This is a genomic window from Pontibacillus marinus BH030004 = DSM 16465 (assembly GCF_000425225.1).
GTDB classification, from domain to species: Bacteria; Bacillota; Bacilli; order Bacillales; family BH030062; genus Pontibacillus; species Pontibacillus marinus.
Window position 1 is genome coordinate 63374 of sequence record NZ_AULJ01000008.1, and the last position, 13806, is coordinate 77179.

Consider the following 13806-nt stretch of genomic DNA (forward strand, 5'->3'; position numbering starts at 1 on the left):
GTGATCAAAGGAGAGCCAAATATGCTGTGGAAAGAAGAAAAATTAAAGAATCGAATAGATGAACTGGAACAATACAGGTACCGGGATCTTATTACTATACCATCTATGGCGATACAACTTGATACAGAGGGGAAGGTTGGAGAAAGGCCTCCAAACGAGGGAGAATGGTCTGATATTTCTATTGGTGAATATTGGAGAGGAAGAGACCTATATGCTTGGTTACAAACCAAAGTATCCTTCCCTGACAATTGGAGTGGAAAACAAGTTGTCGGAATCTTTAATTTTGGTAAAACCGGTGGCGGTCATAACTCTGGTTTTGAATCCTTACTATACATGAATGGTGAGCCTTTCCAAGGTGTTGATAGTAACCATAAAGAAGTGTTTTTCCCTGGTGAACTGCATGGAGAAACACTAGATTTAACATTCCGGTTATGGTCAGGTTTAGAAGGTGGAGGAGAACCAAAAGAACAAGAGCATCAAATTAAAAAGGCTGAGATCGGATGGCTGGATGAGGATGTTGATGACTTATTTTTCACAAGTAAGGCCATTATTATGACGCTCCATCAATTAGATGAAAATCAACCTGAGCGAATTAGTTTATTAAATATTTTAGATAAGAGTTTTCATTCAATCGATTGGTCAAATGTAGGGACTGATCTATTTTATGAGTCTGTTAAAGAAGCTAGAGATATTTTAAACGAACAGCTAGAAGAGTTAAATAAAGAGCACTCTGTCACCATTCATTGTATAGGTCATACACATATTGATGTTGCCTGGTTATGGAGGTTAAAACACACCCGAGAGAAAGCAGCCAGATCATTTTCAACAGTATTAAGGTTAATGGAAAAATATCCTGAATATCTTTTTCTTCAAACCCAGCCCCAACTATATGAATATATCAAAGATGATTATCCAGAAATTTATGAACAAATGAAGGAACGAATTAAAGAAAAACGGTGGGAAGTGGATGGAGGAATGTGGCTTGAGGCAGATTGTAACATTCCATCTGGTGAATCGCTCGTTAGACAACTTCTCTATGGAACACGTTTTATAAAAGAAGAGTTCGGCACAGAATCTAAATATTTATGGCTTCCAGATGTATTTGGATATAGCTGGGCTTTACCACAGATATTAAAGAAATCAGGCATTAACACCTTCTTAACCACAAAGATTAGCTGGAATCAATATAATCGAATGCCCCATGATACGTTTAAGTGGAGAGGAATTGATGGCACAGAAATTCTATCCCACTTCATAACCACACCTTATGTAAATTTCAACAGTGAATGGCGCTATGATTACAATGGCCATATTTTACCTGAGACTGTAAAAGGTATATGGAATGCTTATAGAAATAAATCCTATAATAATGAGCTATTACTTTCCTACGGCTATGGAGATGGGGGTGGCGGTGTAAATAGAGAAATGCTCGAAATGCGTCGCCGTCTGGATCAAGTACCTGGGTTACCAAATGTAAAAACAAGCAGGGCAGATGAATACTTTGAAAAGCTTCACCAAAATGTGAATGAAACAGAGGAATATGTTCATACCTGGGATGGAGAGTTGTATCTTGAGTATCACCGCGGCACCTATACGAGTCAAGCTGAAAACAAACGTAAGAATCGTAAGCTTGAACTGTTGTATAGGGAAACCGAGTTTAAGACAGCTTTAGAAAGCCTTTTAAATCGTGGTTGGGATATGTATCCTCATGATCAGCTTGCAAAAGGTTGGAAGATCGTTTTAAGAAATCAGTTTCATGATATTATACCAGGATCTTCAATTTCAGAGGTCTATGAAGATAGCTTACTAGAGTATCAGGAAGCTCAGCAAATCGCAGAACAAGAGTTATCTCTTTTAGAAGAAAGTAAAAAGGGAATTTATACAGTCTATAATAGTGCGCCTTGGGAAGTTACGGACATTGTAAAGATTCCGATAAGTGATGAAATAAATGACGGTAGTTGGTTTGATATATATAACAACGAGTTAGAGGCGCAAAAAAGTAATAACAATTGGTTGATAAAAGTAACAATCCCTTCTATGGGTTATACAACTGTGAATTTTAAGGAAGATGAAGGTCAAAAAAGTGAATCAAGTCCATTTGCATTCAATGAGGATGGAGTAGATACCCCTTTTTACACGATTAAATGGAATCGTAATGGGCATTTAGTTCAGATTTTTGATAAAGAAAATAATCGAGAAGTGTTACCAGAAGATGCAAAAGGGAACGTTTTTCAGGTATTTGAGGATAAACCACTGAGATGGGATGCCTGGGACATTGATATCTTTTATCAAGAAAAAATGCGTGAAGTACAAGATTTAGATGAAATTAAGCTCATCGATAATGGAAGTTTAGCCGTTATTATTCAGTTTAAGTGGAAGTATTTTGATTCAACGATTACTCAAAACATGAGTTTATACTCTAATCACAAACGAATAGAGTTTAATACAACCGTTGATTGGAATGAACAACAACAATTGCTCAAGGTTGCCTTTCCCGTTGATGTAAGAGCAACAGAAGCGACCTATGACATTCAGTTTGGAAATGTAAAACGACCAACTCATTGGAATACAAGCTGGGATTGGGCAAGGTTTGAAACAGTGGGCCATCAGTGGGCCGATTTATCAGAAATGGGGTATGGCGTTAGCCTTCTTAATGACTGTAAATATGGTCATGACATTAAAGATAATATGATGCGTTTAACCTTAATCAAAACAAGTAATTACCCAGAGCCAAATGCTGATATTGGTACACATGTGTTTTCATACGCCTTATATCCTCATGCAGGAGACTGGCTAGAAGCAAATACTGTACAAGAAGCCTGGTCATTAAATAACCCATGTACTTATTTGCAAAAGGAAAACGAGAAGGATCAATTTTCATTATTTCAAGTATCAAAGGAACATATCATGATAGATGCGGTGAAAAAAGCAGAGGATAGCAATCAATTTATTATTAGACTTCATGATTATTCAGGTGGTAGAGGTGAAGTTGAAATGACCAGTGAACTGAATATTAAGTCATGGCAGGAATGTGATTTGTTAGAAAGAGGGGTTGGTATTAAACAGAACTCAAGCGTTATGAAATTTAACCTAAACCCTTATGAAATAAAAACTTTTATTATTGATTTTAATAACACAAAGTAAAACGATCAAATTAAACAATTGGAGTGATTTTTTGTCTATTATACCGAGGTTTAATCGTTTATTTTCAGAAGATGGGAAATGCTTTGATGTAGCAATTGATCATGGTTTTTTTAATGAATATTCATTTTTAACAGGAATCGAAAATATGGAAAAAGCCATAAGAACTATCGTTTCTGCTAATCCAGATGCCATCCAGTTGAGTCCTGGGCAGGCGAAGTTATTGCAATCCATACCAGGTAAAGAAAAACCCTCGTTGGTACTTCGCACGGATATTGCCAATGTATATGGACGGGAGCTTCCAAAGCATTTATTTAGTCATTTAATCGAAAACCCTGTTAAACAAGCAATATCTTTAGATGCTGCCTGTGTAGTCGTTAATTTATTGTTACTGCCTAATCAGCCAGAGTTATATCATCAATGCGTTAGGAATATTTGCAAACTTAAGCCTGAATGTGAAAAGTATGGTATGCCTTTAATGGTAGAGCCCCTTGTCATGCAAGCCAATGACATAAGTGGGGGCTACATGGTTGATGGAGATATTGAAAAAATTGTACCTCTGGTAAGACAAGGTGTTGAACTGGGTGCAGATATTATAAAGGCAGACCCTTGTGATCATTTAGAGGAGTATCACCGGGTTGTAGAGACTGCTTCAGGTAAACCTGTTCTACCTCGTGGAGGTGGAAGAGCTTCTGACGAAGAAATTTTAACAAGAACACACACACTTATGAACCAGGGAGCTTCTGGGATTGTATATGGACGAAATGTTATCCAACATCAACATCCAAATCAAATGACAAAAGCATTTATGGAGATTGTTCATAATAATGTAGCTCCTGAGGAAGCTGCTTTAATTCTACAGGGGGGGAGTAGATGAGTGAAATAATTAGATTTGGTGTGATTGGTTGCGGTTTAATGGGGCGAGAATTTGCGAGTGTAGTTTCGAGGTGGTGTCATCTTGAGGACGTTCATTTTAAACCAGAAATTGTAGGTGTATGTGATACCAATGCAGAAGCTTTAGGTTGGTTTGATCACCATCTACCCAAATTAAAGGTCAAAACAACAAATTACAAAGAGCTATTGGAATCAGAAGAAATTGATGCTATTTATTGTGCTGTTCCCCATTTTTTACATAAAGATATTTATATAGACATTATAAAAGCTGGGAAGCACTTACTTGGTGAGAAACCATTTGGTATGAATTCAGAAGATAATGCAGAAATTATGAAGGTAATTCGAATGCATCCAGAAGTTATTGTTCGCTGTTCTTCAGAATTTCCTTTTTTTCCAGGAGCCTATCAAATTATCAAATGGGTAAATGAAAATCGTTTTGGAAAAATCATAGATGTGGAAGCTGGCTTCTATCATTCTAGCGATTTAAATCCTAATAAAGCAATTAACTGGAAAAGAAAGATCGAAACAAATGGTGAATATGGATGTATGGGCGATTTGGGACTGCATGTAGTCCATTTACCTTTTCGTTTTGGCTGGAAACCTAATAGTGTCCGGGCTTTACTATCAAATATTGTAACAGAGAGACCTGATAAGAGAGGGGATTTAGTGCCATGTGAAACATGGGATAATGCTATTTTAGCTTGTGATGTTAAAGCTGAGGGTCAGAAGTTTCCTATGATTTTATCGATGAAACGAATTGCACCTGGGCATGCGAACACGTGGTTTATAAAGGTTAGAGGAACTGTGTTCTCAGCAGAATTTTCTACTAAAAACCCAAAGCAAGTCTCCTATTTATCGTACTCTCAAGGTGGGGACCAAGCATGGCAAATCGTTGATGTACCATATAAATCTGCCTATCAAACCATTACAGGAGGAATTTTTGAATTTGGATTCTCTGATTCGATTTTACAAATGTGGGCAGCTTTTTGTGATGAAATCATTCATAAAGATGACATGAAGCAGCCATTATATTGTGCTACTCCTTCTGAAGCGGAATTAAGCCATAAACTTTTTACTGCTGCACTTGAATCTAATAAAACCTCAAATAACATCCTATTGGATACAAAGGAGGTAGTGCATTAATTGGATAAAACGGCGGTGGTGGCTGGTCATATTTGCCTGGATATCATTCCAGAATTTAGCTCACAAGATAAGGGGCAAACAATCTTACGTCCAGGAGGATTATATAATGTAGAATCTCCTAAATTTACAACTGGGGGTGCTGTCCCAAATACTGGTTTAGCACTTCATCGATTGGGTTTTCCTGTAAATCTATTAGGAAAGATTAGTCAGGATATGTTTGGCAATGAAATACAAGGCATTCTAAAAAGAGAAGATGAAAGCCTTTGTAATCATATGATAATTGATTCGTCATCTAGCACTTCATATACCGTAGTCATTAACCCTCCTGGAACTGATCGTATATTTCTTCATAATGCTGGAGCAAATGACACGTTTAATTCTTCAGATATTGATGATTCTCATTTGCAAAATGTATCCTTATTCCATTTTGGTTATCCACCTTTAATGAAAAGAATGTATGAACGAAATGGTGTTGAACTATCTACTATTTTCAAAAGGTTAAAGTCAATAGGAATAACAACTTCACTTGATATGGCCTTACCAGATCCTGCTTCAGAGTCAGGGAAAATAGACTGGAAGGAATTGTTGGAAAATGTACTTCCTTACGTTGATATTTTCCTTCCAAGTCTTGAGGAATTATTGTTTATGATTGATCGTTGTTTATTGGAAAATTTAAAGAAAAAAGAAAGAGAAATGGGTCAACCTATGCAATATTTTGTAGGTCAAGACATATTAGAATCTCTTTCGAAGCAATTATTAAACTACGGAGTTGCAATTGTTGTGATAAAACTAGGTGAATCTGGTTTATATGTTAGAACCCAAAGCGAAAAAAATCGATTCTCATCCCTTAGTAAATCTATTACTCATGTAGAGGATTGGATAGGCAGAGAGATGATGGTACCTTGCTATAAAGTAGAAAGTGTAGGTGCTACAGGTGCTGGTGATAGTACGATAGCGGGATTTTTAGGTGGACTATTGAAAGGCTTACCTTTAAAGGAAATTGTAAATTATGCATGTGCTGTTGGGGCATATTGTGTTGAGGCAGTAGACGCGACTAGTAATATACCATCCTGGGAAGAGTTAGATAAGAGGGTTTCTAGTGATTGGGGTAGAATGAATCCTGTTATTAAGAAAGACAAGTTCAATTTTGAGAGTGGAATTTTTTACGGACCTAATGACTCACTTGATCCATCTGAAGGGGGACCTAAATTATGATAGAAGATGCTGCAAAGAAGACAATAAAGATACTTGATCAGAATGGAATTGTTTTAAATAAAAATGAAAGAAATCATATAGAAGTTGTAGATTTTGGGTTAAACCAGCTTGAAAAACAAGGTTTACAAATAATCGTTTATGAAAATAATGATCGGTATTGTGCCAAGGAATTAGTGTTATTTAGCAATCAAACATGTCCAGAACACAGTCATCCTAATGTTGGAGAAGAAGAGGGGAAAATGGAGACATTTCGCTGTCGAGCAGGTAAGGTTTGGTTGTATTTAGAGGGTGAAAGTAGCGAAAGGATACAAGCAAAGATTCCAAAAGGTAGTGAGGATTATTATACAGTTTTTCATGAAATTGAATTAAATCCGGGTGATCAATTTACAATCCCTCCAGATACCCTTCATTGGTTTCAGGCTGGAGAGGAAGGGGCCATTATATCTGAATTTTCTAGTACGAGTAGAGATGAATTTGATATATTTACAGATCCATCAATACAGAGAGTTTAGAAGGTAGGCAGTGAAGATGAAATTATTCGGTAGGGAATGGACGAAAAGAGAACTATTATCACGGGTTGGTAATATTGCTCAGATCGGCGGGGTTAAACGGTTAACTTACAGTGAAGGGAAAGCCGCTGGTGTAGAAATTATAGAAGTTCGTACTGGTGCAGGTTTGACTTTTCATATTTCTCCTACACTTGGGTTTGATATTACCTTCGCTGAATACAATGGGGTACCGCTAACTTGGCAATCTCCAAATGGGATAGTAAATCCATTTTTTTACCAACCCAATGGAACAGAGTGGCTGAAAACGGCATCTGGTGGAATGTTAATGACATGTGGTTTATTACAAGTTGGATCTCCTTGTGAAGATAATGAAGAACAGCTTGGTTTGCATGGGGAAATCCATCACACACCAGCTAAGAATGTATCAGCTACTGCCTATTGGGATGAGGATGACTATATTATATCAGCATCTGGGGTGGTGGAAGAAACATCTATTTTTGGTTCATTCTTACAATTGAGAAGAGAAATAAAATGTTATTTAGGTGAAAATCGAATAATGATCAATGACGTAGTAGAGAACATTGGATTTGAAGAAGCTCCACATATGATTTTATATCATTTTAATTTGGGTTTTCCTTTTATAACGAGCGATACAAAGTTGGATTTTCCATCCCAAAAAGTTGTCGCAAGAAATGAGCATGTGGCTATTGAGAATTATGATAAATGGAATATACCGCAAAAGGATTATGAAGAAAGAGTGTATTATCATGAGAATTTGAAGGTTGATGAGAATGATCAAGCGAAAGTGACTATGGAGAACCCTGTATTCCTAAGTGATAAAAGAAATCTAGCACTTGAAATATCATGGAATACTAGAAATCTACCTAATTTAATTCAATGGAAAATGTTACAAGAAGGGATATATGTATTGGGGGTTGAACCTTCCAATTGTCATGTCGAAGGCAGATCTGTCGAAAGAGAAAAAGGTACACTTTCCTACCTGGCCCCTGGGGAGGAAAAGCATTATTATTTGGTGGTTAATCTGAATACTAACTAACAATTCACCCATATAATGTAAAAGTATTGAGGAATAGCACGATCAGTATAATTACCATCGAAGAAAAAACTCTTACCTATGTTCACAATGTGATGATATTAATTTGTAAGGGTGAGTGAAAAGTGTCTAATATATTACTAAAAAATGCAAAAATACATACCGGAGAAGAAAGTATTGACAAAGCATCCATTTGGATAACGGATGAGTTTATAAATGAGATTGGGGATAATGAAGCCTTTCAAAATATATTATTTGATCGAGTTATTGATTGTGAAGACCAAGGCTGGGTGCTCCCGGGGATGATAGATCTCCATATTCATGGAACAAATAATGCAGATATAATGGATGGTACACAGGAAGCATTAGAAACAATGTCAAAAGCACTGCCAAAAGAGGGGACAACTTCTTATTTAGCGACAACATTAACTCATGCAGAAGGTACTATTGAAAATGCTTTAAAAAATGTCCGGGATTTTATGCTTACTAGTAATTCTAATGGTGCTGAAGTTATTGGTGTTCATTTGGAAGGTCCATTTCTTAATATAGAAAAACGGGGTGCACAATTAGAAGAGTATATCCAAAAACCAAATATCGAATTATTTAATAAATGGTTTCAGTTATCGGGGAAATCTATTCAATTAGTAACTATGGCACCAGAAGAAGATGAAAATTATAAACTCGTCAATCATTTGAAAGAACTTGGAATCATTGTTTCGATAGGGCATACGAATTGTACATATAATCAAGCAAGAGAATCTATAAATAATGGAATAACACATGCTACACATCTATTTAATGGGATGTCTGGCATTCACCACCGCGATGTGGGTACTGCAGGTGCAGCTCTTTTATCTAATCAAGTGTTTGCTGAAATGATTTTGGATGGTTATCATCTTACGCCTGAAATAGCAGATCTGACCTATCGATTAAAAGGTCCTGATCACATAATCTTAGTAACTGATTCTATAAGAGCTAAATTTCTTGATGAAGGTTCATATGATATCGGAGGTCAAGTTGTCACTGTTATAGATAATAAAGTAATAAATGAAGAGGGTAAACTTTCAGGAAGTGTTCTGAAGATGAGTAAAGCACGCAAAAATTTTATGAAATGGATAGATAATGATATCTCAATTGTAACAAAAATTACTTCAACTAATCCTGCTAAACATATAGGAGTTTATGGACGAAAAGGATCCTTACATACCGGGAAGGATGCTGATATTATTCTAGTTAATCATGAAGGAGAGATAATTCTTACTATTTGTAGAGGGAAGATTGTTTATGATGCTATTCAAAAAATACGGTAAGGGGTGATGAGAATATATTTAGGTGGAATTGAAACTGGTGGCACAAAAGTCGTATGTGGTATTGGCACAGAAGATGGGGAATTAGTTGAACGAACTAGCTTCCCAACAACTACGCCTAATGAAACACTTAACCAAATTTTTATGTTCTTTCATAATAAGAATATCAAGGCAATTGGCATAGGCTCATTTGGTCCAATTGATTTAAATAAGGAAAGTAAAACATTTGGTTATATCAAGAATACCCCTAAGCCATACTGGAGTCAGTTAAATTTATTAGGTGAATTAACTAAGAGGTTTCCATTTCCTGTTGAATTGGACACAGATGTTAATGTCGCAGCTTTAGGTGAAATGAAATGGGGAAACGCCAAAGGATTGGATAGCTGTATTTATATAACTGTAGGTACTGGAATCGGTGTAGGGGCTGTTACTGAAGGGGTGGTTTTACATGGGATGTCCCACTCGGAAATGGGGCATATATTAGTTAGGAGACATCCAAAGGATCATTTTAAAGGAATATGCCCATATCATAGAGATTGTCTAGAAGGACTAGCATCAGGCCCTGCCATTGAAGAAAGATGGGGAGAAAAAGGGGAAGACCTCATAGAATATCCAGAACTACTAGAATTTGAATCTTTTTACTTAGCTCAAGCAATTTCAAATTACATACTCATATTATCACCTAAAAAGATTATTATAGGTGGTGGAGTTATGAAGAAAAAGAAATTATTACCAATAATACGTGATAAGGTTAAACAAAATTTAAATGACTATGTGCAATCAAAGGAATTAGATAAACTCGACTCTTATATTGTATCTCCTGGTCTTGGGGATAACGCGGGACTGTTAGGGGCTATTGCATTAGCTGAACGGTCATGTTAGTTAGCATAGGGTTTTGAGAAATAAGCATGACAGAGCCTGTCCCAACCAAAACGAACGAGTTGGTTTAGTGGTCTCAAGATTTGTTCTTTCATTGTTTTTTCCGTGAATCTCTTTGAATGGTTGTATTCATGATTAACTCCCCCTTTTTAGTGAATTTCTGCTCTCTTATAAACTAAAACCTTATGAATCCTGTTTCTCTTCATCATTACGGTATTCCAAAATATCCCCAAGCTGGCAATCTAATGACTTACAAATCGCCTCTAATGTTGATAATCGAACAACGATAAATTTCTGAAAATAACGACAATGGAGCGGTTTACAATTAAAGCGTTGTCATAAAAGGTTCGAAATTTTGAACAGGAAATCAATCGAAAATGGGAAGGGTGATTAAAAATCTAATCACCCTTCCCATTTTTTCATTTTCTGTACGATCGTTGATTGGCTTACTTCTAAAACTTCCGCTACTTTTCTTGTGGTTTTATATTTTCTCATCGCTTTTGTGATCATTTCTCGTTCGACTTGTTCAATTGCTTGTTTAAGAGGGAGGATTTCTTGATCGTCTTTTCGTTTGGCGTCGTCCCGACTTTGGGTAAGTTCTTCAGGTAGATCCTCTCGCGTAATTTGATCCTCAGGTGTGATCACGACTAACTGTTCAATTAAGTTTTTTAACTCACGGATGTTCCCAGGCCATTCATAGTCATATAAAGCATCTAGGGCATCAAGCGTAATGGTTTTGTTGAATCCATAGCTTGAATTATATTCTTGCAAGAAATGCTGCGTCATCGCATGAATTTCTTTTGTACGCTCACGTAGTGGAGGAATACGGATCGGTACGACGTTTAATCGATAGTATAGATCTTCGCGGAAGTCCCCTTTTTCAACTAGGTTCTTCAGATTCTTGTGAGATGCTGCAATGATTCTGACATCAATGTGCTTAAGTTTTGATGAACCAACAGGGTAAAAGGCTTGATCCTCAATGACTTTTAATAGTTTGACCTGGAGTTCTAGAGGTAAGTCTCCAATTTCGTCTAAAAATAACGTGCCCTGATCCGCAACCTCTAGTAGTCCTTTTTTCCCTTTGGTGAGAGCGCCGGTAAATACTCCTGGTTCATAGCCGAATAATTCAGCTTCGATTAAATTGGTAGGGAGGGCGCCGCAATTTAGTTCTAGAAAGCTTTTGCTAGAGCGTTTCGATTTCTCATGAATATGCTTTGCAATCATCGTTTTTCCGACACCTGTTTCACCTTGCATGAGAACCTGGGCGTCTGTTTTTGCCACCCGTTCTATGATGGTGATGAGGTTTTTCATTTTGTCACTCGCGTAAAAAGGTGACTCTTCAGTTTTGGAGTATGCTTCTTTTGAACTCTGTCTGAGGTTTTTTAATTCTTGTAGGTCTTCAATTTGGTGCTTGAGCTCTAATAACTCTGTGATGTCTCTTACACTATTAATGACATAGAGGATTTCATCGTTGTTCGAAAAGATAGGTGTTCCTGAAACAATGATATTACGGCCATTTGCGATTTTCTGCATGAGTGTTACGGGTCTTTTTTCTTTTAACACATGCAGAGATGCAGATTTGGATATGTAACCAGCTTTAATTACATCATCCATATGATAGCCAATGAGTTGCTCAGCTTTTAGGTCTGTTATACGTTCATAGGACTTGTTTACTTTTACAGTGACACCTTCACCATTCGTGATGAACACTCCATCGTGAAGGGAATTGATAATGTCTGTGAAGATGGGGCTGTCTAGGATTTCGCTGTATTGGTGGTCAGTTTTGGTTTTTATTTCATGATTCTTTTGTATTTGAGCTGCTAATATATCTCCCAATGATTTACTTAGGTTGCCGCTATCTAATATGTCATGCATATCTTCTATGGATAGGGTGCCGATGATCTCACCTTCATCGTTTATGACTTCAATGATATCGATATTGGAATCTGAAAAGTGTTCGATGGCTTCGCTGATTTGAGCGGTTTGGTGTAGTTGCACTGTTTCGCCTCCAATGCTGGATTGTTTCGTATTATTTTATCACATCGTATGGTGCCTGACCCCCACCGCTTTAAAGCAGTGGGGGTCAGGCACACTATTATAGAGTTATTATTTTGAAAATTTATTTAATTTTAGTAGTATGGTGTCAGGCATAGAGTCAAAATATGTCGAATTTTCATACATAAGAGAGGGTTCTAGTATTATGAGTTGGTATTTGGGGTATTTCATAATTTACTTTTCGTTTTTATTTGGAATGGGGTTTTATTATTTCTTTAAAGTAAAATCCTCAGAAGATTATTTGATTGCAGGGTGGAACATGGGTTTCTGGTCGATTGTCGGGACCATTATTAGTACATTTTGTGGAGCAGCGGTATTTATAGGCTGGGTTGGAATGGGCTTTAATGTAGGTATGTCAGGATTCTTTAAATTTGCTCTTCCGGCGTACTTGTTTAGTATTTTACTAGTATTACTATTTGCCAAACCGCTGCGTCGTCAGCGTTTGTTTACGTTAGCGGATTTGTTCAGTGAACGATTTGGTAGTCGTTTAGGTATTTTTCCTTCTATATTATCAGCATTTATTTATTCGGTTCCTACACTGGCATTACAAATTGTAGGGATGTCTACCGTATTCAAATGGGCATTTGGGATTGAGTTCACATGGGGAATTTTACTTTCTTTTGGACTTATTTTGGCCTTTACGATTTTAGGCGGATTGCCTGCCACGATTATTACGGACGCTGTACAGGCAGTTATTTTAGTGGTTGGAATTATTCTTCTATTCGGGGCGAGCCTGAATTATGGTGGAGGTTTTTCAGAGATTCTAGAGAAAACTTCAGATGAATATCTAACGCCATTAGGTAATGCTGGGTTGTCAGGTGTATTACTGTTTGCGTTATCTGTGGGGCCATTCTACATTATATGGCAATCAACATGGCAACGTATATTTGCTTCTAAGACAGAGAAAGTGGCTCAAACTGCGGGGCTTACGGCTCTCATCATTGGTTTATTTATTTCAATTTTTCCATATGCCATTGGAGTAATCTCTAGGCAGTTTGTTCCTGCAGATATGAATCCAGATGAAATTTTTTCTTACGTCACCGTTGATATGCTGCCTCCTGCATTAGGTGGGATTATTCTTATTGGATTGCTTTCTGCCCTTATGACAGGAGCGGACTCGTTTATTTTGCAAGGGAGTTCGAATCTAACAAATGACCTTTATCATCGTTTGGTTAATCCTGAAGCCAATAACCGTGAGTTAATGATTGTCTCCCGTATCAGTGTTGTGGTTATATCAGTTCTTGGCTTAATTGTGGCGTATTTAATCACAGATATCATTACAATGTACCAATGGGCGCTGCGTTTATCAGCTGTAACCCTTGTCATTCCATTTTTAGCAGTCATGTTCTGGAAAGGGGTTACAAAGCGGGCGGTATTCATTAGTATGATCACGTCAGCTGTTGTAACAGTAATTTGGCCTTATCTCGAAACAAGTTGGAATGAAACGCTTGTAGGCTTTGGTGTGTCTCTGGTGACCGTTGTAGGCATTAGTCTCATCACGAGTCATTCTGAAAGCGAAAAGATAAAGGCCGTTTATTTTGAGGATTTTGAACGAGCTAAAATAAAGAGCAATAACTCTTACAGTGCCTAAGATCAGAGGTGCCTGTCT

10 protein-coding genes and 1 pseudogene are annotated in these 13806 nt (G+C 37.1%); 9 read left to right on the top strand and 2 right to left on the bottom strand.

What is annotated here, in order from left to right:
- Positions 1-21 precede the first annotated feature (21 nt).
- From H514_RS0101510 to H514_RS0101545, 8 genes are all read left to right on the top strand, one after another.
- A complete protein-coding gene (locus H514_RS0101510) occupies positions 22-3144 on the top strand; it encodes an alpha-mannosidase (protein WP_027445355.1) in 3123 nt (1040 codons plus the stop codon).
- 31 nt (positions 3145-3175) lie between these two features.
- Complete coding sequence (locus H514_RS0101515) at positions 3176-4018, top strand: class I fructose-bisphosphate aldolase (protein WP_027445356.1); 843 nt, start codon at positions 3176-3178, stop codon at positions 4016-4018.
- Entirely contained in the window at positions 4015-5178 is a 1164-nt protein-coding gene (locus H514_RS0101520; RefSeq protein WP_027445357.1) for a Gfo/Idh/MocA family protein, read from the top strand. Before H514_RS0101515 ends, H514_RS0101520 begins: the two co-directional genes overlap by 4 nt.
- On the top strand, positions 5179-6393 hold the full coding sequence (locus H514_RS22240) for a carbohydrate kinase family protein (protein WP_051254975.1): 1215 nt from the start codon (positions 5179-5181) through the stop codon (positions 6391-6393).
- Positions 6390-6905: a D-lyxose/D-mannose family sugar isomerase gene (locus H514_RS0101530; protein WP_027445358.1), complete on the top strand. Its 516-nt coding sequence runs from the start codon at positions 6390-6392 to the stop codon at positions 6903-6905. Before H514_RS22240 ends, H514_RS0101530 begins: the two co-directional genes overlap by 4 nt.
- Before the next feature lie 16 nt (positions 6906-6921).
- On the top strand, positions 6922-7959 hold the full coding sequence (locus H514_RS0101535) for an aldose 1-epimerase family protein (protein WP_027445359.1): 1038 nt from the start codon (positions 6922-6924) through the stop codon (positions 7957-7959).
- A gap of 122 nt (positions 7960-8081) precedes the next feature.
- Positions 8082-9266 carry an N-acetylglucosamine-6-phosphate deacetylase gene (gene nagA / locus H514_RS0101540; RefSeq protein WP_027445360.1) on the top strand — a complete coding sequence of 395 codons (1185 nt, stop codon included), beginning with the start codon at positions 8082-8084 and terminating at the stop codon, positions 9264-9266.
- Between the two features lie 12 nt (positions 9267-9278).
- A complete protein-coding gene (locus H514_RS0101545; protein ID WP_027445361.1) occupies positions 9279-10145 on the top strand; it encodes an ROK family protein in 867 nt (288 codons plus the stop codon).
- Positions 10146-10325: 180 nt separating this feature from the next.
- Here the strand turns inward: H514_RS0101545 and H514_RS24175 are convergent.
- A pseudogene (locus H514_RS24175) lies at positions 10326-10424 on the bottom strand (helix-turn-helix domain-containing protein); the annotation flags it as partial.
- Positions 10425-10544: 120 nt separating this feature from the next.
- Positions 10545-12140 carry a sigma 54-interacting transcriptional regulator gene (locus H514_RS0101550; RefSeq protein WP_036849030.1) on the bottom strand — a complete coding sequence of 532 codons (1596 nt, stop codon included), beginning with the start codon at positions 12138-12140 and terminating at the stop codon, positions 10545-10547.
- Positions 12141-12342: 202 nt separating this feature from the next.
- On the opposite strand from H514_RS0101550, the gene H514_RS0101555 reads away from it, so the two are divergent.
- Positions 12343-13788: a sodium:solute symporter family protein gene (locus H514_RS0101555; RefSeq protein ID WP_027445363.1), complete on the top strand. Its 1446-nt coding sequence runs from the start codon at positions 12343-12345 to the stop codon at positions 13786-13788.
- Positions 13789-13806: the final 18 nt, after the last annotated feature.

What these genes read in the sequence shown, in the direction of transcription:
- H514_RS0101530 (WP_027445358.1), top strand. Translation starts at nt 6,390, where the DNA reads ATGATAGAAGATGCTGCAAAGAAGACAATAAAGATACTTGATCAGAAT.
- H514_RS0101520 (WP_027445357.1), top strand. Translation starts at nt 4,015, where the DNA reads ATGAGTGAAATAATTAGATTTGGTGTGATTGGTTGCGGTTTAATGGGG.
- H514_RS0101535 (WP_027445359.1), top strand. Translation starts at nt 6,922, where the DNA reads ATGAAATTATTCGGTAGGGAATGGACGAAAAGAGAACTATTATCACGG.
- H514_RS0101510 (WP_027445355.1), top strand. Translation starts at nt 22, where the DNA reads ATGCTGTGGAAAGAAGAAAAATTAAAGAATCGAATAGATGAACTGGAA.
- H514_RS0101555 (WP_027445363.1), top strand. Translation starts at nt 12,343, where the DNA reads ATGAGTTGGTATTTGGGGTATTTCATAATTTACTTTTCGTTTTTATTT.